Raw genomic sequence first — 24,443 nt, forward strand, 5'->3', positions numbered from 1 at the left:
CCCGGCGGCGGTGCGTACGGCCTCACGGCCAGGCGCGCCGCACCGTCGGGACGAGGTCGCTCGGGGTGGCCGCGGTGAGGGCGAGCACGGAGGTGCCGCCCGGACCGGTCAGCACGGCGCCGCGCAGGTCGTCGTCGGCCGAGCCGAGCACGTCGACGCGGGCGGCGCCGTCGGCTAGCGCGATCGTCGTGGACGCCTCGGTGGCCAGGGGCGCCTCGACCCGGGCGAGCTCCGCCCCGTCGGCGTCGCGCACGACCACCTCGGGCGCCGCCTCGCCGCCGGCGTTCGTGAGCACGAGCCGTGACGCACCGGCCGGCGGCAGCAGGGCGCTCAGCGTCCCGTCGGCGACGTCGCGCGGCGCCGGCTCCGCCACCACCGCGGCGCTCTCGTCGGCGCCGCTGCCGGAGCGCAGGCCCGCGACGACCGGGACCGAGGCGGTGACGCGGACCCCGGCGGCACCCTGGGCGCCGTCGGCCCGGGCCGCCTGCACGACCCCGGTGAGGTCGAGCGTGGCGACCGCACCGGGCTCGACGGTCAGCTCGTCGAGGTCCGTCGGCGTGAACAGCCCGGCGTCGCCGAGGAGCTCGACCCGCACCTGCGCCGTGGTCTCGTCGGGGTTGGCGACGACCAGCGTGCGGGCGGCGTCGTCCTCGCCGCCCAGGCCGAGCAGCGTCGTTCCGGTCGTGGGGGCCGCGGCCGAGGCGGCCCAGTAGCCGGTGCCCTCCCCGCCGTCGAGCGGCTCGGTCGTCGTCAGCGTGCCGACCCCGAGCCGGCCGCGGGTGACGTCAACGTGCAGGGCCAGCTCGTCCGAGGACGGCGTGAGCTGCCCGAGGTCGAGCCGGCGCGTGGTGCCCGCCTCCAGGACGACCGAGCGGATGCCCTCGGCGTCCACCTGCCCGCTCTCGTCGTGCAGCGTCAGCGTGGCCACGGCGGTGCTGCTGTCGGGGTTGGTGAGCTCGACGACCGACGAGCGGTCCGCCCCGGCCCCGAGCCCGACGAACCAGGCGCCGGTGGTGGGCGCCGCGCAGGTCGTGCCCGCGCCGCCCTCGTCGTCGAAGCGGGCCGCGACGAGACCGCCGGCGGGCTCGCCGGTGGCCTCGAGGACCGTCACGTCGCCGGTCGTGGTGTCGGCCACGGCGCCGTCGGCGACCGGGGCGGCGGTGCCCTCGGCCGCGACCAGCTGCTCCGTGCCGACGTAGGCGGTCACCTCACCCGCGGCCTCGGGCGTGGTGGCCACGCGTACGGTCCCCTCCCCCGGCACGGCCTCGTCGGGGTCGTCGGCGCCCGGCGCCACCCCCGTCGACGGGCACACCGCGACCGCCTCGCGGCGCGGCTCGGCGTCCGGGGCGGTGGCCCGCGGCGGAGGCGCGCCCACCCGCACGGCGGCGCCGGCCAGCACCACCAGCAGCGGCAGCACGACGGCAGCGACGAGGGTCGCGTCCACCCGGCGCCGGGTGGACTGCTCGGCCGCGCGGCGGCGCCCGCCGCCGGTGGAGGGGGTCTGCTGCTCGCTCATCGGCGCTCCTGGGTGAGGGCGGCGGCCACGGGGTCGGCGGGGTCGGGCCGGTCACCGCCCGGACGGCTCGGCCCGGCCATCACGAGCACGACGCCGGCGGCGCCGAGCTGGACGGCGAGCAGCAGCCAGCGCAGCACCCCCGTGCTCGGGCCCGGGACGGCGTCCTGGCCCGGTTGGTCGACGAGCTCCCACGCCCGCGTCTGCGGGTCGGGCGCGCTGGCCGGGGCCAGGCCGGCGATGGAGTCGAGGGTGGCGCGGATCGCCGGGTCGCCCGGGGCCGGGAGGACGATGTAGGAGATCCCCTCCTCGCGCAGCCGGTCGAGCTCGGTGGCGGAGGGGTAGGACACGAGCTGGCGCACCGTGGCGACCATCTCGGCGTCGCGGGGCTCGAGGGCGGCGATCTCCTCCTCGCCCAGGCGCAGGCCGTCCTCGCGGCGGACGGTGAACGTGACGCCGTCGCGGATCGTGCCGTCGACGACCAGCACGCCGTAGGAGGGCGACTCGACCGAGCGTTGCGCCATGTACGCGGGGATCACGGCGTCGCGGTCGTCCTCAACGATGCCGGCACCGGGGCCCACGAACCAGGCCAGCCCCGTGCCGGCCACGGCGGCCAGCGCGACGACCGGCAGGGCGGCGAGCAGGCGGCGTACCCCGCTCTCGGTGCTCGGGACGCCCAGCAGGTGCCGCAGCCCCAGCACGCCGAGGACCGCGGCCACCACGGCGACGCCCTGCAGCACCACGACGGCGAAGCCGACCGCGGACGGCGTGTCGCCCGGGGCCAGCGAGAAGACGGGGATGGCGAGCAGGCTCGCCGGGGCGGCGACCGCGAACGCGACGGCCCAGCAGCCCACGACCGCGATCCGGGTGGTCGGCACCAGCAGGGCCAGGACGGCGGCGACCACCAGCACGAGGCCCAGCCAGGCGGGCGCCGCGTCGGCGCCGAGGTGGCCCCACAGCAGGTCGGTCGGCGCGACGACGCCGTAGGGCAGGCGGCCGGCCTCCCCGACCAGCGCGACGAGGTCGCCCTGCAGCAGCGTGGGCAGCAGCCACGGGGCGAGCAGGACCGCGGGCGTGGCCAGGGCGACCCCCACGGGGGCCAGCACGCCGGTGCGCACGTCGCGGCGCAGCAGCCGGGTGCGGCCGACGAGCACGAACGCGAAGACCGCGATGGCGCCGACGACGCCGACGACCAGCCACCAGGCGGCGGGCACGAGGGCGACGAGCAGGGTCAGCAGCAGGCCCGTGCGCCAGCCGGCGCGCCAGCGGCGCTCGCGCTCGGGGTCCGCGAAGCCGAGCGCCGCGTGCACCAGCCACGGCAGGAGCGCCGCGCCGAGCACCACGCCGAAGCGGCCGTCGGCCCAGGCGCCGCTGGTGACGGGCAGCAGGGCGTACGTGACCGCGCCGACGCCGAGCAGCCACGGCGATGCGCCCGCGGGGTCGACGAGCCGGGTTGCCACGCCGAGCAGGCGCCAGGCGCCCCACAGCGAGAGCGGCAGCGAGGCGACGAGCAGCACCGAGACCGTCGTGACGGGCCCGCCGGGCAGCAGCCACGCGAGCACGGCGAGGGGCGCGACGTACGGCGGCGCCGGCACCTCGCTGCCCGTCCCGATCGGGTGCCAGGAGGCGAGGTGCAGCGACCACCAGGCGCCGGTGCTGTCGGGGGCGGGCGCGAGCGCACCTCCCGAGACGGCGCCGAACGCCTCCCGGGCCCCGACGAGGAGCAGCAGGACCACCGCGGTCAGCGTCAGCGCGACCGGGCTGGTGAGGTAGCGCGCCAGCCAGCCCGACTCGGCGGCGAGCTCGTCGTCGTCCTCGGTGCCCGGGTGGGCGGCACGGGTGCCCGCGCGGGTCGCGGCGACCCGGTCGCGCTCGGCCGCGGCGCGCGCGTCACGGCGCCGGTCGGCGACGTCGCTGGCGTGGCTGGTCAGCGAGCCCAGCAGGTCGCCGGCCGCGTCGAGGCCGTGGCGGAACGGCAGCCACCAGGGCGCCAGGAGGGGGCGGATCTCGGCGTCGGGGACGGTACGCGTGCCGCGACGCGCGGCGCGGGCGCGACGCAGCTCGCCGGGCCGCAGGCAGACCGAGAGGACGGCGGCCACCTCGTCCAGCGCGGTGCCGGGGCGCCGGGTCAGCAGGAAGCCGATCGCGCGCAGGACCGCTCCGACCACCAGACGCAGGTAGGCGGGCACGAAGAGCCGGGTCGAGGCGTTCGCGAGGACGACGAGGACCTGCGCGCGGCGCTCGGTCTGGTGCGGGTGCGCACCCACCAGCGAGGTGGGCCGCAGGCCGCGGTGCCCCGCCTCGGCGTGGAAGACGACGGCCTCGGGCGCCACGACGATCCGGCGGCCCGCGGCGGCGGCCCGCCAGCCCAGGTCGAGGTCGGTGCCGAGGACGGGCAGGTCCTCGGAGAAGCCGCCGAGGTCCTCGAGCAGGCCCGGGCGCACGAGCATGCCGGCCGAGTTGACGGCGAGGACACGGCGGGAGGCGTCGTACTGGCCCTGGTCGTACTCGCCGCGCTCGAGGCCGGTCTCGCGCCGCGCGGTGCCGCTGATCGTGACGCCCACCTCGAGCAGCCGGCGCAGCGAGGGCCACTCACGCAGCTTGGGGCCGACCGCGTCGACCCGGGCGCCCGCGGCCTGCTCGGCCGCCGCGCACTCCAGCAGACGCTGCAGCGCGTCCGGCGCCGGGGCGGCGTCGTCGTGGAGGATCCAGACCCACTCCGTGCCCGGCGCGAGGTGGCCGAGGCCGTGGGTGACGGCGGCGCCGAACGGCGTCGCGGCGGGCAGCTCGTGGACGTTCTCGTGCCCGAGCGCGGTGTCGAGGAGCTCGCCGGTGCCGTCCGTGCTGCCCGTGTCGACCGCCACGACCCGCGCCGGCTCGACGCTCTGCTGCGCCAGCGCGTCCAGCACCGTCGGCAGCCAGGTCGCGCCGTCGTGGGAGACGAGGAGGACCGTGACGCCGCTGCCGTCGAGCACGACGGGCGCCGCCGCGGGCAGCTCGTCGTCGCGCAGGTCGGCCCAGTGGTCGGCGGGCTCGGGGATCTCGACGGGCTCGCTCACGACCGGACACCCTACGGTCCGAGGCTGAGGCGGCCCTGATCGACGGGCGTGGCGTGCGTCGCGGGCGGGTGGGGTGGGGTCGCACCTCTGGATTACCCGGTTCACCGGGTATCGCTCGACCTGGGCCCTGTTTGAACGGGGTCGAGGACGAGTGGAACGGCACGAGGTCGGGGTCTCGGCGGCACGCGGTTCGGTCCCTCCACAGCGTGGGCCGACGTGGGGCGGAACTGTCGGTGGCTCCTGGTTGAGTGGGTCCATGGCAGGGGGAACGGGGACCTTCTCGCCGGGTCCGGGGCATCCGGTGCTGGCGGCGCTGGCGCGTGCTGATCGTGGGGTCGGGGATGCGCTCGAGCTGGGTCTGCTGACGCTCGGTGAGGTGGATGCGCGGTCGGCGCTGGTGGCCGCGCAGCACCTGATCAACCGCGCGACGGGACTGGTCGCCAAGCTGGCCGCGCGGGCCGAGGAGCTGCAGGTCGGTCGGGTGGACGGGTCGCCGTCGACGGCGGTGTGGTTCGCGAACGCGACCGGCGTGACCAGGGGCGAGGCACACCGGGTGCTGCGGGTGGGCGGTGCGTTTGAGCGGTACGCACGTGTGGCCGCGGCCGCCGCAGCCGGCGCCGTGTCGCTCGACCAGGCCGACGTCATCGTCCGGGCGCTCGATGCGCTGCCGGACGAGGTCGACGTCGAGACCGTGGGCCGCGCCGAAGAGGTGCTCGTGGACAACGCGGCCCGCTTCGACGCACTCGCGCTGCGCAAGCTCGGCAAGCGGATCCTCGACGTGGTCGCACCCGAGGTGGGTGAGGCGCACGAGGCGCGGTTGTTGGCGGCGGAGGAGCGTTCGGCGATGGCGACGGCGTCGTTGACGTTGCGCGATCTCGGCGACGGCAAGACCTCGATCAGGGGGATCCTGCCGACCCTGCACGCCGAGATGCTCGGCAAGGCCCTCGACGCCTACGCCGCACCGGGCCACAAGAACGCCAGTTCTGATGAGGCGGACCGGTTCGCGACCGGGGTGCCCTCACCGCTGCGGCGCGGTGAGGCGTTCGTCGAGCTCATCGAGGCCCTCGACGCCCGCGACCTGCCCGAGGTGGGCGGCGCGAACGCGACCGTCGTGGTGAATCTCGACCTGGACGCCCTGCTGCGGGACCTGGGTGTCGCCACGTTGGACACGGGCGGACGGATCAGCGCCGCTGAGGCTCGGCGCTTGGCGTGCTCGGCGAATCTCGTGCCGGCCGTCCTGGGCGGTGCCAGCGAGGTATTGGACCTCGGCCGGGCGCAGCGATACCACTCCAAACCGCAGCGGCTGGCGATCGCGCTCCGCGACAAGACCTGTGTCACCGACGGCTGCGACCGACCTGCCCACCAGTGCCAGGTCCACCACTGGACCCTCTGGTCCGCGGGCGGCGCCACCAACACCACCGACGCCGGACTGCTCTGCGGGCACCACCACCGCACGGTCCACGACTCCCGCTACGAGACCCGCCGCACCCGACACCCCCTCGGCCACACCAGCGTCCGATTCGTGCGACGGCCCTAGACCGGGCCGTACCCGAGCGGGTGGCGCCGCCCGCTCACCCCCAGTGCCGCCGGATCACGGTGGCGACGTCGAAAGGATCGCTGCCGTGCTGCGCCGCGAGGACTCCCGCGCCCTCGGGCGAGCCCCTCCAGCGGGGTTGCGGGTCGCCGTCGAGCCAGTGCGCCCAGGCGCGGGCGTACGCCCGGGCGCGGTCGGCGCGGTTGCCCAGCACGGTGGGCACCGGGTGCCACACCTCCCCGTCCGCGGGCAGCCGGCCGGCGAGAGCCTCGTCTCGAGCGGCGGCGTGCTCGTCGGTGTCCGGGGCGCCCGGGGCGCCCGGGGCGCCCGAAGCACACAGCGCTCGCGCCGACGCGGCGGACAGCGTGCGGCGCTGCACGACGTAGCGCGGCCGCTCGAGCGGTCCGAGCGCCTCCTCGAGCGCGGTCGCGAAGGTCGCGGCCGTGGGTTCGTCGACGCCGTGCAGGCGGCAGCGGTAGGTGCCGTCGTCGTCGCGGGCGACCTCGAGCCCGTCCGCGCCGACCGGGCTGTCGCCGACCGCGTGCAGCGCGTCCGCCACGGCCGCGGCGACCAGGTGGGGCTCCGGCACCGCCGTCGCGATCGCGACGGTCGCCGCGACGTGCGCCTCGCGCGCCAGGCGCGTGCGGGTCACCTCGGCCCGGTGACGCTGGAGGGCCACCCACCCGCCCGCACCCGCTCCGACCAGGACGGCGAGCACGAGCGCCACCAGGGCCGGCGCCGCCGACCCCACGAGCAGCAGCGGCAGCGCGACCACCGCGCCCACGAACGCGCCGAGACCGGCCCCGGACGCTCCCCCGACGACCGTGCGCCGCGGGCCCAGGTGGTCGATGCGCGCGAGCGCGTCCGCCGAGGGCTCCGGGGCGCGGCGCGGTGCCAGCACGGGCGCGAGCGGGGATCCGTCCTCACCCGCGGGGACGACCGCAGTCGCCCTCTCCCCGCGAAGCCGCACGCGGACGGCGGCGCCGGCCACGTCGGCGTACGCCTCCCCCACGCGCCAGCGGCGGCGTACGCCCTCCAGGTCACCCGCGCGCACCACCGCTCGGGCGTTCAGCCCGGCGACGTCGTCCAACGCGGGCGGGCGGAACGGCGAGAGCAGGGGGTCGAGGTGCGCGACGCCGTCCACGACGTCCCCGGCGTCGTCGACGCCGAAGAAGCCGGTGTGCTTGCGCACCAGCCGCGCCCAGTCGGCGTCGCCCTGCGGGTGCTCGGGCGCCAGGCAGGTGACCGTCCAGTTCACGGCGACCTTCTCGGGCCACGACGGGTCGGTGCGCAGCGAGCGTCCCCGCACCTGCACCACCGACTGGCTGGTGGTCGAGGACGTCAGGTCGACGACGCCGGTGACCCGCCGCGCGTCCCAGCCCTCGCCGAGCAGCCCCTTCGTGCCGACGAGCACCCGGGAGCGGCCGATCTCGAAGAAGTCCGTCACGTGGCCCACCCAGCGCCGGCTGCGCCAGGCTCCGGAGGTCCCCACCAGCCGGGCCAGCGGGGCGTCGGGCACGGCCTCCAACCGCAGCGTGGCGCCCAGCGCGGGATCCCGCTCGGCGACATGGGCCGCCAGTGCCCGCATCGTGCCCTCCGCTCCCGCGACCGAGCGGCCGGTGACGAGCACGGGGGCCAGGTCCGCGGTGGCCGGGTCGCCGCAGAGGCGCTCGAGGATGGCCCAGGCCGAGCCCGCCCGCGCGTCGACGACGCCCTGCAGGGTCATCGGCAGGGTGGCCGTCGCCGACTCGTGGTCGCAGAGCACGAGCGCCCGGGTCCGCTCCCCCAGGTCGGCCGCGGTGCCGGCGAGGATCTCCACGCAGGCGTCGGCCTTGGCCTCGGAGCGGGCCAGGACGCGGTCGACGACGCTGCGCCCGCGGCGTACCCCGTGGCGGGTCCACACCCGCCCCACCGCCGGCAGCGTGCGGCGCACGACCTCGACGACCTCGGCGTCGCGGGGGTCGTCGCTGAGCAGCACGCAGCGGCGCATCCAGTCGTCCAGCAGCAGCATCCGGTCGTCGAGGGACGGGTCGGCGCGGTGCTCTTCGGTCAGGCGGGCGCCGTCGGGCACGGGGAGCCGACCGCTGTGGGCCAGGCGCAGCAGCGCGTCGGCCCGCTCCGGCTCCGCGAGCGCGATCGTCGACCACGGCACGGGCCGGCCGGAGGTGTCGTGCGGGGTGACGTACTGCTCCGAGAGCCACTCCAGGAACGGCCGCGTGCCGAAGTCCGGGTCCTCGAGCAGCACCCCCAGCTCGGCGAAGCGTTGGGCGCTCTCGGCGAGCCAGTCGAGCTCGGCGGAGGTCGGGCGCGTGAACCACGCGGCCTCGGCGAACGGCGCCAGGTCGCCCTCCCGCACGACGGCCGGCACGGAGGCGGCGAACCCGACCGCCCCGAAGAGCTCTTCGACCAGCGCCGCCTGCGGACCGCTGAGCGTCTCGCGCGGGGTCGCCGTCAGCCCGAGCACACGGGCCCGCGGCACGCGGCTCAGCAGCGCGACCAGCAGCTCGCCCCACAGGTCGAGCAGGTGGTGGCACTCGTCGAGCACGAGCAGCAGCGGACCGCCCTGGGCCATCCGCTCCACCAGCGCGGCACCGTTGGGGTGCAGCCGCGCCAGGAGCGCGTCGGCCGGGTCCTCCGGCTCGTCGTCGACCTCCTCGGGCAGCTCGTCCGGCAGGTCACCGCCCTCGTCGTCTTCGCCGCTGCCGTCGTCGCTCCCGTCACCGTCCTGGCCGCTGCGGGCGAAGACGGCGACGGACTGGTACGTCAGCACGTTCACCGCCGCGGTCAGCTCCCGGTCGGAACCCGCCTCGAGCCCGAACGCCGCGGCCGCCCGCACCCACTGCGCCTGGATCGCGGTGTTGGGCGCGAGCACGACGACCCTCGAGGCCTCGCCGGCCGCGAGCGACTGCGCGGCCACGCCGAGGCCGACCCAGGTCTTGCCCGACCCGGGCGGCAGCACCACCCAGGACCGCGACGGTGCGCCCGTCGCCGTCGCCCGCGCATGGTCGGCGGCGAGCGCGTCGAGCGCAAGCCGCTGGTGGCGGCGCCAGGTGACGCCCCCGCCGGCGGGTCCGGACGTCACCGGGCGCCGCCGATCGCGTCGGGCCCCGTCGCGTGGGACGCCAGGACCGCCGCACCCTCGGGGCTCTCGACGGGCACCATCTCCGCGCTCCCACCGGTCCAGGCGGCCCAGGCCCGTCCGTACGACGCACGGCCTCCCTCGCTCTCGCTGAACCGGGACGGCACCGCGTACCAGTCCGACAGGTGCGGGTCGGGCGCCGGCAGCCGACCCCGCGCGGCCGCACGCCGCACGCGGAGGGAGTCCCCGCCGCTCGGGGCTGCGGCGATGCGTCGGACCTCCACCAGGTGGGTGGCCAGGTCGAGGGGCCCCAGCGCTTCGGCGACCGACGTCTCGTAGGCCTCCGCCGTCTCCGGTCCGACGTTGCGCAGCCGGGGCCGATAGCTGCCGTCGGGCAGCACCACCAGGTCGGCCCAGCGGGCGGCGAGGGCGTCGAAGCCGCTGAGGCCGTCCTCGCACAGCGCCTCGATGCTCGCGGCCGCGACGGCACCGGCCACGTGCTGCAACGCGGGCACCTGGCGCCGGAACGCCAGGGCTGCGTCACCGTGTCGGGCACGCGCGCGCACCCACGCCACCCGCGCCGGCGGGACCCGTCGCTGCACGGCGATGGCCGGCAGCTCGGGCGGGGTCGTCCGCGGCGTCTCGAACGCCCGCAGGCCGGGGTCCACGGACGATCCGCGGGCTGCGGCGCGCGGGTACGGCGCGACCAGCGGTGCGACGGCGCCGCCGGCCCACGCCTCGCGCACGACCGCGAGGTCCGCGGCGCGGTCGCGAGCCCGGGCGTTGAGCCCGGCCAGCTCGTCGGGCCGCGGCATCCGGTCGGGTCGCAGCGCAACGTCCAGCGCGCCGACGCCGACGGTGACGCGGCGCGCGGCGGACAGCGCCGGGTACGCCGCGTGCTTGGCCACCAGCCGCTCCCAGTCCGTGGCGCCGCGGGGGTGGTCGGCCTCCACGCAGCACACCGTCCAGTTGACGGCGACCTTGTCGGACCAGTCCGGGTCGGTGCGCAGCGAGCGTCCCCGCACCTGCGTCACCGACTGCGCCGTGGTCGGGGTGGTCAGGTCGATCACGCCCGTCACCCGGCGGGCGTCCCAGCCCTCCCCCAGCAGGTTCCGCGTGCCGACCAGCAGCTGGCTGTGGCCCTCGGACAGGTACGCGGTCACCTCCGCGACCCAGCGCCGCGGCCCCCACGACCGCTCGCCGACGAGCCGCGCGAGGGGCACGGAGCCCGCCTCGGGCGCGCCGTCCGCGACCGGCTCGACGCGCAGCGACGCAGCGAGGTCGGGGTCGCGTCCGGCCACGAACGCCAGGAGGCGGTCCATGGCCGCCGGGGTACCGGCGACGGTGCGCGCGGTGAGCAGGATCGGGTCGAGCAGGTCGGTCGCGGGGTCGGAGGCGAGGACGTCCAGCACCGACCAGGCCGAGCCCGCCTTGCCGTCGACCACGCCCCTCAGGGTCATCGGCACCGTGGAGGCCGCGCTCTCGTGGTCGGTCACGACGAGCATCCGCATCCGCGGCCCGAGCACGGCGAGGGTGTGGCCGACGATCTCGCGGCAGGCCAGCGTCTTAGCCTCCGAGCGGGCCAGCACCCGGTCCACCATGTCGCGCCCCCGCCGCACGCCCCGACGCGTCCACACCCAGCCGAGCGCCGGCAGCGTGCGGCGCACGACCTCCAGCACCTCGGCGTCGCGCGGGTCGTCGCTGGGCACGACGCAGCGCAGCAGCCAGTCGTCGAGCAGCACCATCCAGTCGGCCGGCGTCGGCGGCCAGCGGTTGTCCCGGCGCGCGCCCGCGGGCTCGTCGAGCACGCCGACGTGCACGAGCGCCAGCACCGCGTCGGTGAGCGCGGGCTCGGCGGCGGCCAGCGCGCTCCACGACATCCGGCCCCGCTCGGCGCGGGTCGGCTCCACGTAGCGCGCGGTCAGCCACGCCCGCAGCGAGGTGGACCCGAAGTCGGGCGCCTCCAGCAGGGCCTCCAGCTCCGCGAACCGCACCCCGCCCTCGGCCAGCCAGTCGTGCTCGGCCGCCGTGGGCGTCGTGAACCAGGCCAGGTCCAGGTAGGGAGCCAGGTCGCCCTCGCGGACCAGGTCGGTGGGCCCGGCGGCGTACGCCGTCTCCCCGAACAGATCGTGCACCGCCCGCTCCCGCGCGAGCGACAGACCGTCGCGCGGCGTGCCGGTCAGCGCCAGGGTGCGGGCCCCGGGCAGGTGCCGCAGCAGCTCGACCAGCAGACCGCCCCACGCCTGGACCAGGTGGTGCGACTCGTCCAGGACCAGCAGCACGCGCGGCACCTCGGCCAACCGGGCCACCCAGTCGCTCCCGCGCCAGTGCAGCCGGGCCTCGATCTCGGAGTCGGCGATCCCGTCGACCTCGTCCGGCAGGTCCGGCGGGTCGTCCTCGACGTCCGCGCCGGCCAGCACCGCGGGGTCGAGGTCACCGAGCGGCGAGACCATCTGGGCCACCGAGGGGAACGTGACGACGTGCAGGCCGGGCTCCAGCGAGCGCTCCGAGCCCGCCTCCAGCCCGAACGCGCCGGCAGCGCGCAGCCACTGCCCCTGCACCGCCGTCGTCGGCACCATCACGACGACGCAGGTGGACGGGTCGGCCGCCAGCGCGGCGCGCACGACGCCGAGCCCGAGGTACGTCTTGCCCGACCCGGGCGGCAGCACCACCCAGTGCCGCACCGCCCGTCCGCCGGCGTGCTTGCGCGCCGCGTCCGCGTCGACGGCCTCCAGCGCCCGGCGCTGGTGGGTACGCCACTCCACCTCGACCGGCGCGCGGGTCACCCCGTCACTCCCAGAACACCCGGTCCACGACCGCGCGGGCGCGGCGCATGGCCCGCAGCAGATCGTTGGCGAGCGCGTCCTGACCGACGGGGTAGCCCATCACCGCGGCGACGGCGGCCCGCTCGCGGGGATCGCGCGGCAGCTGGTCGCCCGCCTTGCCGCGCACGAGCGTGACGGCGTTGCGCACCCGGCTGACGAGCCGCCACGACTCGACGAGCGTGGTGGCGTCGTCGACGCCGACGAGGTCCGCCTCCGCCGCGGCGCCGAGGGCCTCGACCGTGCGGGGCGTGCGCAGGGCGGCGACGCGGCCGGCGTACCGCATCTGCAGCAGCTGCACGGTCCACTCGATGTCCGCGAGCCCCCCGCGACCCAGCTTGAGGTGCGTGCTGGGGTCCGCGCCGCGCGGCAGCCGCTCGGTGTCGACGCGGGCCTTGATCCGGCGCACCTCGGACACGTCGTCGTCGCCGATCCCCTCGGCGGGGAAGCGCAGCGGGTCGACGAGCTCGTGGAAGCGACGCCGCACGTCCTCGTCGCCGACGACGGCGTCGGCGCGCAGCAGCGCCTGGAACTCCCACACGGCGGACCAGCGGCGGTAGTAGGCCGCGTACGCCTCCAGCGTGCGCACCATCGGTCCCTGCTTGCCCTCGGGCCGCAGGTCGGCGTCGACCTCGAGGGCGGGGTCGGTGCCCGCCGTGGCGAGCTGGCGGCGCAGCTCGCTGACCACCGCCTGCGCGAACGACGCCGCCTTGGCCGGGTCGGCGTCGGGGACGGGGTCGTGCACGAACATCACGTCGGCGTCGGAGCCGTAGGAGAGCTCGAAGCCGCCGTAGCGGCCCATCGCGACGATCGCCATCCGGGTCGGCGGCGCCACCAGGTTCCGCTCGCGGGTGACGTGCGCGGTGACCGCGGTCAGCGTGGCCTCGAGCGTGGCGTCGGTGAGCCGCGAGAGCGCGGCGCCGACGACGTCCACGTCGTTGATCTCCAGCAGCTCGCCCGCGGAGATGCGGAACAGCTCGCGGCGGCGGATCGCGCGGATCGTGCGGACCGCGGCCGTCAGGCCGTCCTGGCGTCGCACGCCCGCGAGCATCTCCGCGGTCAGCGTCTCCGAGCTGAGCGGCGCGAGGTCCTGGCCGAGGATGCGCACCCCCTCGGGCTCGCGCTGCAGCAGGTCGGTGGCGTAGCGCGAGGTGCCGAGCAGGTGCGCGAGCCGGCGGGCGACCTCGCCCTCGTCGCGCAGCAGCCGCAGGTACCACGGCGTCGCGCCGAGGCTCTCCGAGATCCGCCGGAAGCCGAGCAGTCCGGCGTCGGGATCGGGGGCGTCGGCGAACCACGACAGCATCACCGGCAGGAGGGTGCGCTGGATCGCGGCGGTGCGGCTCAGCCCGGCGGTCAGGGCCTCGAGGTGGCGCAGCGCGGCGGCGGGGTCGACGTACCCCAGCGCAGCCAGCCGGTTCTGCGCGGCCTCGGGCGAGAGCCGCGCGTCCTCCGAGGAGATCCGCGCGACGGCCGCGAGCAGCGGGCGGTAGAAGAGCTTCTCGTGCAGCCGCCGCACCTCGCGGCGGTGGTGGCGCCACTGCTTCTCCAGCTGCTCGGTCGAGCTGCGCAGGTGGCCCATCGAGCGCCCCAGGCGCTGCAGCGCCTCCGGGTCGTCGGGCACGACGTGGATGCGGCGCATCTGCCACAGCTGCATGCGGTGCTCGAGGGTGCGCAGGAAGGCGTACGCGTCGTGCAGCGCCTGGCCGTCCTCGAGCCCGACGTACCCGCCGCGGCGCAGGGCCGCCAGCGCGCTGAGCGTCGTGGGCTGGCGGATCCGCTCGTCGGCGCGCCCGTGCACCAGCTGCAGCAGCTGGACGGCGAACTCGACGTCGCGCAGTCCCCCGGACCCGAGCTTGAGCTGCCGCTCGGCGTCGCGGCTGGGGATGTGCTCGAGCACGCGGCGCCGCATGGCCTGCACCTCGGGCACGAAGTTGTCGCGCTCGGCGGCCCGCCACACGAACCCCTGGGCCATCTCGTGGTACGCCCGCCCGAGCTCGGCGTCGCCGGCGACCGGCCGGGCCTTCAGCAGGGCCTGGAACTCCCACGTGCTGGCCCAGCGGTCGTAGTACCCCTCGTGGCTCGCGAGGGTCCGCGACAGGCTGCCGCGCCGCCCCTCGGGGCGCAGGTTGGCGTCGACCGGCCAGATGGTGCCCTCGCCGGTGTGGTCGGAGCAGACGCTGATCAGCTGGGTGCACAGCCGGCTCGCGACGCGCAGCGCCGCGTCGGGGCCGATCTGCGGCTCGCCCGCCTCGTCGAGGACCGGCTCGTGCACGAAGACGACGTCGACGTCGGAGACGTAGTTGAGCTCGTGGCCGCCGCACTTGCCGAGGGCGACGACGGCGAGGCGCACCTTGGCGGCCTGCTCGCCGACCCGGCCCCGGGCGACGGCCAGCGCGGCCTCGAGGGTGCCGGCCGCGAGGTCGGAGAGCTCGGCGGCCACGTCGTCGACACCGAGGTGGTGGGCCAGGTCGCGGGCGGCGAGGCGCAGCAGCCAGCGGCGGTACTCCACCCGCAGCGCGTCCACGGCAGCGCGGTCCGCCTCCGGGGTGGCGACGTCGGCGACCGGCGCCGCTGCGGTCGGGTCGGCGCCGACGGCGAGCAGGAGGCCCTCGCGGATCGCCCAGGCGGCGGGCCGGGTCGAGCCCGAGGAGGGGTCGGTGAGCTCGTGCCACTGCTCGGGGTGGCGGATCAGGTGGTCGCCCAGCGCGGTGCTGGCCCCCAGCACGGTGAGGACCCGCATCGCGGTGCCCTCGTCGTCGACCAGCGCGTCGAGGAACGCCGCCCGCTCCCCGGCTGGGCCCTGCTCGTCCAGCGCCTCCGCGACGCGCAGCAGCTGCAGCACGGCCGTGTCCGGATCGGCGGCGTGGCCCAGGATGGCGAGCAGCTCGACGGCCTGGGGGCCCAGCTCGGCCAGCCGCTCCCGGGCCTCGTCGACGTCGTCGAAGCCCACGCGCAGCAGCGCGGCGCGGGACGGCGCCCGCTCGCCCGGCCCCGTGCTCACGCCGCGTCGCCCTCCGAGGTGCGCCCCGACGCGACCCGTCGCGCGAACGCGTCGGCCAGGGGCCGCCACGTGGCGGCCAGCTCGGCGTGCGCGGCCTCGACCGCGCCCAGCAGCGCCGACTGGTCGAGTCCCCGCTCCGCGTGGACCACGGCGTCGCTCGCCGCCCACGCCTCCACGACCCCGCGGTCGGCCTCGGGGTGCAGCTGCACGCCCCAGACCGTCGGCGCCAGACGGGCCGCCTGCACGTCGCCTCCCGGCGTCGAGGCCAGCAGGACGGCGCCGTGCGGCAGGGCGGTGACCACGTCGCTGTTCCAGTGCACCGCCACGGGCTCGGGGCGTCGTGCGACGACGTCGGCGAACAACGGGTCGTGCGCCGCGGCGGCGGTCCACGCGACGGGCGTGAGCCCGACGGTCTGGCCCGCGGGGTTGCGCTCGACCGTGCCGCCGAGGGCGACCGCGGCGAGCTGGTGGCCGAGGCAGATCCCCAGGGTCGGTACGCCCCGGGCGGCGGCCGCCGCGACCAGGTCCCGTGCGGCCGGCAGCCACGGGGCGTCGTCGTCGTCGTTCGCCCCCGGCGAGCCGCCGAGCACGACGAGGCCGGCGACGCCCGCGAGCAGGGCGTCCGGGCCCGGGGCCAGCTCGCCCCGGTCGGCGCGACGCACGTCCAGCTCGAGGCCCGCCTCGACCCACCAGCCGCCGAACAGCGCGGCCGGGCAGTCGCCCTGGTGCTGCACGACGAGCAGCCGGGCACCGCTCACGGGGCGGCCCACTCAGATCACCGGCAGCATCAGGTCGCGCTCGTAGGCGGAGACCTGCGTGCGGTAGCCCTCCCACTCGGCGCGCTTGTTGCGCAGGAAGAAGTCGTAGACGTGCTCGCCCAGGGCCTCGGCCAGCAGCTCGGAGGAGTCGGCGATGTTGATCGCCTCGGCCAGCGTCTTGGGCAGCGGGTCGATGCCGAGGCTCTTGCGCTCGCGCTCGGTGAGGGACCAGACGTCGTCCTCGGCCTCGCGGGGCAGCTCGTACTCGTTCTCGATGCCCTTCATGCCCGCCGCGAGCACCACCGCGTACGCGAGGTAGGGGTTGGCGGCCGGGTCGATGGTGCGCAGCTCGACGCGCGTCGACTGGCTCTTGTTCGGCTTGTACATCGGCACGCGCACCATCGCGGAGCGGTTGTTGTGGCCCCAGCAGATGTACGACGGCGCCTCGCCACCCCACAGCAGCCGCTTGTAGGAGTTCACCCACTGGTTGGTGACCACGGAGATCTCGCCCGCGTGGCGCATCAGCCCGGCGATGAACTGGCGGCCGGTGCGCGAGAGCTGGTACTCCGCGCCCGCCTCGAAGAAGGCGTTGTGGTCGCCCTCGAACAGCGAGAGGTGGGTGTGCATGCCCGAGCCCGGGTGCGTGGTGAACGGCTTGGGCATGAACGTCGCCCACACGCCCTGGCTCAGCGCCACCTCGCGGATCACGGTGCGGAAGGTCATGATGTTGTCGGCCGTGCTCAGCGCGTCGGCGTAGCGCAGGTCGATCTCCTGCTGGCCCGGGCCGCCCTCGTGGTGGCTGAACTCGACCGAGATGCCCATCGCCTCGAGCATCGTGATCGCCTCGCGGCGGAAGTCGGAGCCCATGGACTGCGGCGTGTGGTCGAAGAAGCCCGTGCGGTCCACCGGCACCGGCTCCTCGCCGGCGTCCGGCACCCCCTTGAGCAGGTAGAACTCGATCTCGGGGTGCGTGTAGAAGGTGAAGCCCTTCTCGGCGGCGGCCGACAGGTTGCGCTTGAGCACGAAGCGCGGGTCGGCGTAGGACGGGCTGCCGTCCGGCATCACGACGTCGCAGAACATCCGCGCGGTCGAGGGGCCGGTGGCCCGCCACGGCAGGATCTGGAACGTCGAGGCGTCGGGCAGCAGGAGCATGTCGGACTCGTAGACACGGGCGAACCCCTCGATGGCGGAGCCGTCGAAGCCGATGCCCTCGCTGAACGCGCCCTCGAGCTCCGCCGGGGCGACCGCGACCGACTTGAGGTGGCCCAGCACGTCGGTGAACCACAGCCGGACGAACCGGACGTCGCGCTCCTCGAGTGCCCGGAGGACGAAGTCTTCCTGCTTGCTCATGGCGTCACCCTAGTGCGCCGGCACCGCCCGTCGCGGCCGGATCCCGGGTGGGCTCGTGGGTGGGCACGCGCTCCAGCTCTGCCAGCCAGGCGGCGGGCGAGGCGTCGGACGGCATCCGCCAGTCGCCGCGCGGGCTCATCGTGCCGCCGGCCACCACCTTCGGGCCGTTCGGCAGCGCGGAGCGCTTGAACTGGTTGGCGAAGAAGCGCCGCACGAAGACCTCGAGCCAGTGCCGCACGGTCGCCAGGTCGTAGGCGGCGCGGGTCTCCTCCGGGTAGCCCGCGGGCCAGGTGCCGGCCTCCGCGTCCCGCCAGGCGTGCCAGGCCAGGAACGCGATCTTCGAGGGGCGGTAGCCGCGCCGCACGACGTGGTACAGCGCGAAGTCGGCCAGCGCGTACGGGCCGACCGCGTCCTCGGTCGCCTGCGGCTTCTCGCCCTCCTCGGTCGGGATCAGCTCGGGCGTGATCTCCTGCGTCACGATCGCGCGCAGCAGGTCGTTGACCTCGCCCGACGCGTCGCCCTCGGAGAGCTGGCCGGTGTCGGCGACCCACCGGATCAGGTGCTGGATCAGCGTCTTGGGCACGCCCCCGTTGACGTTGTAGTGCGACATCTGGTCGCCGACGCCGTACGTGCACCAGCCGAGCGCGAGCTCGGAGAGGTCGCCGGTGCCCAGCACGATCCCGCCGCGGTGGTTGGCGAGCCGGAACAGGTAGTCGGTGCGCAGGCCGGCCTGGACGTTCTCGAAGGTGACGTCGTAGACCTTCTCCCCCGCGCCGAACGGGTGGTCGAGGTCGGTGAGCATCTGCCGGGCCGCGGGCCGGATGTCGAGCTCGGCGAACGTGACACCGAGCGACTCGCTCAGCCGCGTCGCGTACCCCTTCGTCGTCTCGCCGGTGGCGAAGCCCGGCATGGTGAACGCGTGGATGTCGCTGCGCGGGCGCCCCAGGCGGTCCATCGCCCGCGCCGCGACGATCAGGGCGTGGGTGGAGTCGAGGCCGCCGCTGACGCCGATCACGATCTTGGGCTGCCAGGCGTCGCCGCCGATGGCGCGCAGGCGCTGCTCGAGGCCGGAGACCTGGATGTTGTACGCCTCGTAGCAGTCCTGCGCGAGGCTGGCCGGGTCGTCGGGCACGAACGGGAAGCGGTCGAGCGAGCGACGCAGGCCGAGGTCGCCCGTCGGCGGGTCCAGGGTGAACTCGACGTGGGTGAACGAGCCCGGGCGGACCCCCTCCACGTCCCGGTTGTCGTCGAACGTGCCCTGGCGCGCCCGCTCCTGGCGGATCCGGTCGAGGTCGACGTCGACGACGGTGCGGCGCGGGCCCGACGGGAAGCGCTCGCTCTCGCCGAGCAGGTCGCCCATCTCGTAGACCATGGTCTGGCCGTCCCAGGACAGGTCGGTCGTCGACTCGCCCTCGCCGGCGGCGGCGTAGACGTACGCCGCGGCGCAGCGGAAGCTCTGCGAGCGGGCCAGCAGGTGCCGGTCGTCGGCGCGGCCGACCGTGATCGGGCTGCCGGAGAGGTTGACCAGCACGCTCGCGCCGGCGAGGGCTGCGTTGGCGCTCGGCGGCACCGGCACCCACAGGTCCTCGCAGACCTCGGCGTGCACGCGCAGGCCCGGCACGTCGGTGGCGGTGAAGACCAGGTCGTGCCCGAACGGCACCTCGACGCCGCCGACCTCGACGACGTCTCCCCCGGCCTGGTCCACGCCGGAGGCGAACCAGCGGTGCTCGTAGAACTCGCGGTAGTTGGGCAGGTGCACCTTGGGCGCGACGCCGAGCACCTCGCCGCGGTGGATCACGACCGCGCAGTTGTAGACGCGGTGGTGGTGGCGCAGCGGGGCGCCGACGACGAGCAGGGGACGCAGGTCCCGGCTCGCCTCCGCCAGCTCCACGACGGCGTCCTCGACGGCGTCGAGCAGGACGTCCTGCAGGAACAGGTCGTCGACCGCGTAGCCCGACAGGCACAGCTCCGGGAACACCGCGACCGCGACGCCCTCGTCGTGGCACGCGCGCGCCTCGGCGAGCACCGCGGCCGCGTTCGCCGCCGGGTCGGCGACCGTCACCGGCACCGTGACCGCGGCCACCCGGGCGTACCCCTGGGCGTACACGTTGGTCCACTCACCGGCGCGTTCTCTGGTACCCATGACAAAAAGTCTGCCCCATCCGATCGACGTGTCGCCACTGGTACCCGCGGGCGCCGACGTCAGGAGCGCACGAGCCGCGCGATCGCCGCCGAGGCCTCCTTGAGCTTCGCCTCGGCCTCCTCGCCCCCGGCCAGCGCCGCGTCGGCGACGCAGTGCTTCAGGTGGTCGTCGAGCAGACCGAGCGCGACGCCCTGCAGCGCGCTGGTCATGGCGCTGATCTGGGTCAGGACGTCGATGCAGTACCGGTCGTCGGCGACCATCTGGTGGATGCCGCGGGCCTGGCCCTCGATCCGCTTGAGCCGCGCGAGGTAGCGCTGCTTGTCGCCGACGTACCCGTGCCCGGCGTGGTCCTGCGTGTCGCTCATCGTGCTCCTCCGGTGGTGTTCTCGCTCCCACGGAAGGACCGCAGGCGCAGGCTGTTGCCGACGACGAAGACGCTGGAGAACGCCATCGCGGCGCCGGCGAGCATGGGGTTGAGCAGCCCGAGGGCCGCCAGCGGGATCGCCGCGACGTTGTAGCCGAACGCCCAGAACAGGTTGCCGCGGATGGTGCCGAGCGTGCGCCGCGCCAGGCGCACTGCGTCGGCGGCCGCGCGCAGGTCGCCGCGCACCAGGGTGAGGTCGGAGGCCTCGATCGCGACGTCGGTGCCGGTGCCCATCGCCAGGCCGAGGTCGGCCTGCGCGAGCGCGGCGGCGTCGTTGACCCCGTCGCCCACCATCGCCACCGCGTGGCCCTCGTCCTGCAGGCGCCGCACGGCGGCGACCTTGTCCTCGGGGAGGACGTCCGCGAGGACGTCGGCGGGGTCGATGCCGACCTCGGCCGCGACGCGCTCGGCGACGGCACGGGCGTCGCCGGTGAGCAGCACCGGGCGCAGGCCGAGGTCGCGCAGCTCGCGCACGGCGGCGGCGCTGGTCGGCTTCACCTCGTCGGCGACGACGAGGACGCCGCGGGCGGCGCCGTCCCACCCGACGACCACGGCGGTACGCCCCTGGCTCGCGGCCTCCCGCCACGCCGCGGCGAGCGCGTCGTCCCGCAGCTCGTCGGCGGGACCGTCCCCGACCAGGCCGGGGCGTCCGACCACGACGGAGCGGCCCTCGACCTCGCCGCGCACCCCGTGGCCCGCGACGTTGACGAACGACGACGGGCTCGGGAGCGCGCCGACCTCGGCCGCCGCGCCGGCCGTGATCGCGCGGGCCACGGGGTGCTCCGAGGCGCTCTCGAGCGCGCCGGCCAGGCGCAGCAGCTCGGCGCGGTCGACCCCGGTCGCGACCACCGTCTCGGCCAGCGCCATCGCGCCGGTGGTCACGGTGCCCGTCTTGTCGAGCACGACGACGTCGACGCGGCGCGTCGACTCCAGCACCTCGGGGCCCTTGATGAGGATGCCCAGCTGGGCGCCACGACCCGTGCCGACCAGCAGCGCCGTCGGCGTGGCGAGGCCGAGCGCGCAGGGGCAGGCGATGATCAGCACGGCGACGGCCGCGGTGAACGCGGCGTCGATGCCGAACCCGCCGCCGAGCCAGGCGCCGAGGGTGGCGACGGCGACGACCAGGACGACCGGCACGAAGACGCCGGCGACGCGGTCGGCCAGGCGCTGCACCTCGGCCTTGCCGGACTGGGCGTCCTCGACCAGGCGCGCCATCTGCGCCAGCTGGGTGTCGGCCCCGACGCGGGTGACGCGCACGACGAGCCGCCCCGAGGCGTTGACGCACGCACCGACGACCTCGTCGCCGACGGCCACCTCGACGGGCACGGACTCGCCGGTGAGCATGGAGACGTCGACGGCGGAGGCGCCCTCGACGACGACGCCGTCGGTGGCGATCTTCTCGCCCGGGCGCACGACGAACTCGTCGCCCACGACCAGCTCGTCGACGCCGACGGTCGTCTCGGCGCCGCCGCGACGCACCGTGACCTCCTTCGCGCCCATCTCGAGCAGGGCGCGCAGCGCGGCGCCGGCCTCCCGCTTGGAGCGCTTCTCGACGTAGCGGCCCAGGAGCACGAAGGTGGTGACCCCGGCGGCGACCTCGAGGTAGAGGTGGCCGCTGCCGTCGCCGGGACTGATGGAGAGCTCGAAGGGGTGGGTCATCCCGGTGACCCCCGCAGTGCCCCAGAACAGGGCGTACAGCGACCAGCCGAGCGCTGCGAGCGTGCCGACCGAGACGAGGGTGTCCATGGTCGCGGCGCCGTGGCGCAGGTTGGTCCAGGCGGCGCGGTGCAGCGGCCACGCCGCCCACACGACGACGGGCCACGCCAGCGCCAGCGAGAGCCACTGCCAGTGGTCGAACTGCCAGGGCGGCACCATCGCCAGCACGACCACCGGCACGCTCAGCACCGCCGACGCGACGAGCCGCTGGCGCAGCGAGCGCAGCTCCGGGTCGTCGTCCCGGGCGGCGTCCGTCGCGTCCGCCCCCGGCGCGTCCGACCTCGGCGTGGCGGGCGGGGGCGGCAGGGTGGCCGAGTAGCCCGTCTTCTCCACGACGGCCACGAGGTCGGCGGGGTCGTAGCCGGCGGGCACGCGCACGCGGGCCTTCTCGGTCGCGTAGTTGACCGATGCCTCGACGCCGTCGAGCCGGTTCAGCTTCTTCTCGACCCGCATCGCGCACGACGCACACGTCATGCCGCCGATGACCAGCTCGAGGTCGTCGGTCGCGCCCGCGGCGCGGGGCTCAGTGCTCGTGGTCATGGCTCTCCCCCTCCGTGTGGCTGCCGCCCTCGTCCGCGACCGCGTCGACCACGAAGGCGAAGGTGCGCACCTCGTCGTCGACCCGCAGGTCGAGGTAGAGCAGGTAGCGGCCGACGGTGTCGACGTGCGCCTCGAAGGCGACGTCGGGCCCGGACGTGGCGCCGGCGTCCGGCTCCGGCCCGGTCGGGTGGACGTGCAGGTACGCCAGGTCGTCGGCGCGCAGCGCGACCAGGTGCCCGAGGGCGCCGAGGTAGGGCTGCAGGTCCTCGACCGGCCGGCCGTCGCGGCGCACCTGCGCGGTCAGCTCGCTGGTGCCACCCGCCAGGAGGTTGCCGGCGAGGTACACCTCGTACTCCCCCGCGACGGCGTCGCGGGTCGGCGCCGCCTCGACGGGTTCGAGGTCGCCGGCCACCGTGAGCGTGCCGCCGAGCACGAGGGCGGGTCCGTCGCTCGGGGCCGCGTCGACGTAGACGCGGTAGGTGCCGGCCGCCGGCCAGCTCCACGGCAGCGACCAGGTCCCGTCGTCGTCGAGGTCGGGGTGGACGTGGCGGAAGTGGGCCCCGTCGGTGCGCACGACGACGAGGTGCAGCTCCTCGTCATGGACGGTCTCGTACGCCGTGACCGCGGCGCCGTCGACGCCCAGCACCCGGAACGAGAGCACGCCGTCCGCACCGACCGAGGTCGGTGCGGAGAGCCCGTCGAGCCGGAACCCGTCCTGGCTGGCCGAGAGACCGGCGGGCGTGACACCGGCGCCACCCGTGCCGCCGTGCCCGTCCGCGTGGTCCGCGCCGGCGTGCTCGTCGTCGGCGCTCGCGTCGCGCCAGGCGTCGGCCGCGTCGTCGGGGACGACGACCGCACCGGCGGCGTACGCCGTGCCGAAGACCGCGACCAGGCCCGCGGCGAACAGCGCGAGCCGGGTCCCGACGTTCATCGCCGGGCGGTGGCCTCGTAGCCGGCCTCGTCGACGGCGGCCAGCACGGCCGCCTCGTCGACGGGGGCGGCCGAGGTGACCACCAGCAGGCCGGACCCGGCGCTGACCTCGACGGCGTCGACGCCCGCGACGCCCGACACCTCCTCGCGCACCGCGTTCTCGCAGTGGCCGCACGTCATCCCGGTGACGTCGAACTCGGTGGTCGTCATGCCTGCTCCTCCGTCGCGCTCGATACCCCTACGGGGTATCCGTACCCGGGCCACGGTACTCCTCTGCGGAGGAGAAGCAAGCCGAGGCGCGGGACCGGTCGGTCGTGTCAGCGGTCGAGGTCGCGCAGCCGCTGCCGCGCGTCCTCGCGGTCGTAGCCGCGACGCATCTCGCGACGCAGCACGAACGCCAGCGGGATCCAGAAGAACAGCACGACGAAGACGAGGAGCCCGACCTGCACCGGGGTGGAGACCGGCAGCAGCGCGACCGCGACGACGAGGACGAGCAGCAGCCACATCGGCGCGCGCTGCACCCGGGCGACGGCACGGGCGTAGCCGGCGAGGACGGGGCGCACGACGACCATCCTGCCACCACGGCCGCACGTGACACGGGCCACACGGACGCAGCCGTGACCGCGTCCTACGCTGGCTCCGGTCCGTGGACTCCACCAGGGAGCCGCGAGAGCGACGACGAGGAAGTACCCACGATGAGCGAGCAGCCCAGCCCGTACGGGTCGGGGTCGCAGGCAGGCGCGTCCGACGCCGCCGCGGCACCCGTGAAGCGCATCCGCACCCACCACCTGCGCTCCATGAAGGAGCGCGGCGAGCGGTGGACGATGCTCACCAGCTACGACATGTACACGGCGCAGATCTTCGACGAGGCCGGCATCGAGGTGCTCCTCGTCGGCGACAGCGCCTCCAACAACGTGCTCGGCAACGAGACGTCGCTGCCCGTGACGGTCGACGAGCTGATCCCCCTGACCCGCGCCGTGGCCCGGTCGGCGCGGCGGGCGCTCGTGCTGGCCGACCTGCCGTTCGGCTCCTACCAGGCCAGCGAGGAGCAGGCGTACCTCACCGCGGCCCGCTTCATGAAGGAGGCCGGGGCCCACGGCGTCAAGCTCGAGGGCGGCGCGGAGATGGCCGCGACCATCCGCAAGCTCACCGACGGCGGCATCCCCGTGTGCGCCCACATCGGCTTCACCCCGCAGTCCGAGCACACCCTCGGCGGCTACCGCGTGCAGGGCCGCGGGGACGCGGCCGAGCGCGTGCTGCGCGACGCGCACGCCGTCGCCGAGGCGGGCGCGTTCGCCGTCGTTATGGAGATGGTGCCGGGCGACGTGGCCGCGCAGGTCACGAAGGAGCTCGCGATCCCGACCGTCGGGATCGGCGCGGGCGCCGAGACCGACGCGCAGGTGCTCGTGTGGCAGGACGCGTTCGGCCTGCGCAGCGGGCGGATGCCGCGCTTCGTCAAGCAGTACGTCGACGTGCGCTCGGTCCTGCTCGAGGGTGCCCGGGCGTACGCCCACGACGTGCGCGCCGGCACGTTCCCGGGACCCGAGCACACCTTCTGAGCCGGCGGGCGGGGC

15 protein-coding genes are annotated in these 24,443 nt (G+C 75.8%); 2 read left to right on the top strand and 13 right to left on the bottom strand.

The window, feature by feature from the left end; genetic code table 11:
- Positions 1–22: 22 nt before the first annotated feature.
- Together RDV89_RS17700 and RDV89_RS17705 are read right to left on the bottom strand one after the other, a co-directional pair.
- Complete coding sequence (locus RDV89_RS17700; RefSeq protein ID WP_315735189.1) at positions 23–1,516, bottom strand: DUF5719 family protein; 1,494 nt, start codon at positions 1,514–1,516, stop codon at positions 23–25.
- Complete coding sequence (locus RDV89_RS17705; protein ID WP_315735191.1) at positions 1,513–4,572, bottom strand: glycosyltransferase; 3,060 nt, start codon at positions 4,570–4,572, stop codon at positions 1,513–1,515. Before RDV89_RS17705 ends, RDV89_RS17700 begins: the two co-directional genes overlap by 4 nt.
- A gap of 256 nt (positions 4,573–4,828) precedes the next feature.
- On the opposite strand from RDV89_RS17705, the gene RDV89_RS17710 reads away from it, so the two are divergent.
- On the top strand, positions 4,829–6,109 hold the full coding sequence (locus RDV89_RS17710) for an HNH endonuclease signature motif containing protein (protein ID WP_315735193.1): 1,281 nt from the start codon (positions 4,829–4,831) through the stop codon (positions 6,107–6,109).
- 34 nt (positions 6,110–6,143) lie between these two features.
- On the opposite strand, the gene RDV89_RS17715 is transcribed toward RDV89_RS17710, so the two are convergent.
- From RDV89_RS17715 to RDV89_RS17765, 11 genes are all read right to left on the bottom strand, one after another.
- On the bottom strand, positions 6,144–9,188 hold the full coding sequence (locus RDV89_RS17715) for a DEAD/DEAH box helicase (RefSeq protein WP_315735195.1): 3,045 nt from the start codon (positions 9,186–9,188) through the stop codon (positions 6,144–6,146).
- Positions 9,185–11,971: a DEAD/DEAH box helicase family protein gene (locus tag RDV89_RS17720; protein WP_315735197.1), complete on the bottom strand. Its 2,787-nt coding sequence runs from the start codon at positions 11,969–11,971 to the stop codon at positions 9,185–9,187. Before RDV89_RS17720 ends, RDV89_RS17715 begins: the two co-directional genes overlap by 4 nt.
- A gap of 4 nt (positions 11,972–11,975) precedes the next feature.
- Positions 11,976–15,008, bottom strand: coding sequence for a bifunctional [glutamine synthetase] adenylyltransferase/[glutamine synthetase]-adenylyl-L-tyrosine phosphorylase (locus tag RDV89_RS17725; RefSeq protein ID WP_315735199.1), 3,033 nt, complete (start codon positions 15,006–15,008; stop codon positions 11,976–11,978).
- Positions 15,005–15,766 carry a type 1 glutamine amidotransferase gene (locus tag RDV89_RS17730; protein WP_315735201.1) on the bottom strand — a complete coding sequence of 254 codons (762 nt, stop codon included), beginning with the start codon at positions 15,764–15,766 and terminating at the stop codon, positions 15,005–15,007. Before RDV89_RS17730 ends, RDV89_RS17725 begins: the two co-directional genes overlap by 4 nt.
- 12 nt (positions 15,767–15,778) lie before the next feature.
- Positions 15,779–17,116, bottom strand: coding sequence for a type I glutamate--ammonia ligase (gene glnA / locus RDV89_RS17735; RefSeq protein WP_315735203.1), 1,338 nt, complete (start codon positions 17,114–17,116; stop codon positions 15,779–15,781).
- Between the two features lie 4 nt (positions 17,117–17,120).
- Positions 17,121–19,259, bottom strand: coding sequence for an NAD(+) synthase (locus tag RDV89_RS17740; RefSeq protein WP_315735205.1), 2,139 nt, complete (start codon positions 19,257–19,259; stop codon positions 17,121–17,123).
- 59 nt (positions 19,260–19,318) lie between these two features.
- The gene (locus tag RDV89_RS17745; protein WP_315735207.1) at positions 19,319–19,624 is read right to left on the bottom strand and encodes a metal-sensitive transcriptional regulator; all 306 of its coding nucleotides are present in this window, start codon (positions 19,622–19,624) and stop codon (positions 19,319–19,321) included.
- Positions 19,621–21,939 (bottom strand): heavy metal translocating P-type ATPase, encoded by a 2,319-nt coding sequence (locus RDV89_RS17750; RefSeq protein ID WP_315735209.1) that lies wholly within the window; start codon positions 21,937–21,939, stop codon positions 19,621–19,623. The genes RDV89_RS17745 and RDV89_RS17750 overlap by 4 nt, the downstream gene beginning before the upstream one ends.
- Complete coding sequence (locus tag RDV89_RS17755; RefSeq protein WP_315735211.1) at positions 21,923–22,870, bottom strand: DUF8832 domain-containing protein; 948 nt, start codon at positions 22,868–22,870, stop codon at positions 21,923–21,925. Before RDV89_RS17755 ends, RDV89_RS17750 begins: the two co-directional genes overlap by 17 nt.
- Entirely contained in the window at positions 22,867–23,079 is a 213-nt protein-coding gene (locus tag RDV89_RS17760; RefSeq protein ID WP_315735213.1) for a heavy-metal-associated domain-containing protein, read from the bottom strand. The genes RDV89_RS17755 and RDV89_RS17760 overlap by 4 nt, the downstream gene beginning before the upstream one ends.
- A gap of 107 nt (positions 23,080–23,186) precedes the next feature.
- Positions 23,187–23,432, bottom strand: a complete 246-nt coding sequence (locus RDV89_RS17765) for a hypothetical protein (protein WP_315735214.1) — start codon at positions 23,430–23,432, stop codon at positions 23,187–23,189.
- 132 nt (positions 23,433–23,564) lie between these two features.
- Between RDV89_RS17765 and panB the strand changes: the two genes are divergently transcribed.
- Positions 23,565–24,428, top strand: a complete 864-nt coding sequence (gene panB, locus RDV89_RS17770) for a 3-methyl-2-oxobutanoate hydroxymethyltransferase (protein WP_315735217.1) — start codon at positions 23,565–23,567, stop codon at positions 24,426–24,428.
- The last annotated feature ends 15 nt before the right edge of the window (positions 24,429–24,443 follow it).

The sequence above is a fragment of the Nocardioides imazamoxiresistens genome (assembly GCF_032378595.1).
GTDB classification, from domain to species: Bacteria; Actinomycetota; Actinomycetes; order Propionibacteriales; family Nocardioidaceae; genus Nocardioides; species Nocardioides imazamoxiresistens.

What these genes read in the sequence shown, in the direction of transcription:
- panB (WP_315735217.1), top strand. Translation starts at nt 23,565, where the DNA reads ATGAGCGAGCAGCCCAGCCCGTACGGGTCGGGGTCGCAGGCAGGCGCG.
- RDV89_RS17745 (WP_315735207.1), bottom strand. Translation starts at nt 19,624, where the DNA reads ATGAGCGACACGCAGGACCACGCCGGGCACGGGTACGTCGGCGACAAG.
- glnA (WP_315735203.1), bottom strand. Translation starts at nt 17,116, where the DNA reads ATGAGCAAGCAGGAAGACTTCGTCCTCCGGGCACTCGAGGAGCGCGAC.
- RDV89_RS17750 (WP_315735209.1), bottom strand. Translation starts at nt 21,939, where the DNA reads ATGACCACGAGCACTGAGCCCCGCGCCGCGGGCGCGACCGACGACCTC.
- RDV89_RS17700 (WP_315735189.1), bottom strand. Translation starts at nt 1,516, where the DNA reads ATGAGCGAGCAGCAGACCCCCTCCACCGGCGGCGGGCGCCGCCGCGCG.
- RDV89_RS17760 (WP_315735213.1), bottom strand. Translation starts at nt 23,079, where the DNA reads ATGACGACCACCGAGTTCGACGTCACCGGGATGACGTGCGGCCACTGC.
- RDV89_RS17740 (WP_315735205.1), bottom strand. Translation starts at nt 19,259, where the DNA reads ATGGGTACCAGAGAACGCGCCGGTGAGTGGACCAACGTGTACGCCCAG.
- RDV89_RS17755 (WP_315735211.1), bottom strand. Translation starts at nt 22,870, where the DNA reads ATGAACGTCGGGACCCGGCTCGCGCTGTTCGCCGCGGGCCTGGTCGCG.
- RDV89_RS17710 (WP_315735193.1), top strand. Translation starts at nt 4,829, where the DNA reads ATGGCAGGGGGAACGGGGACCTTCTCGCCGGGTCCGGGGCATCCGGTG.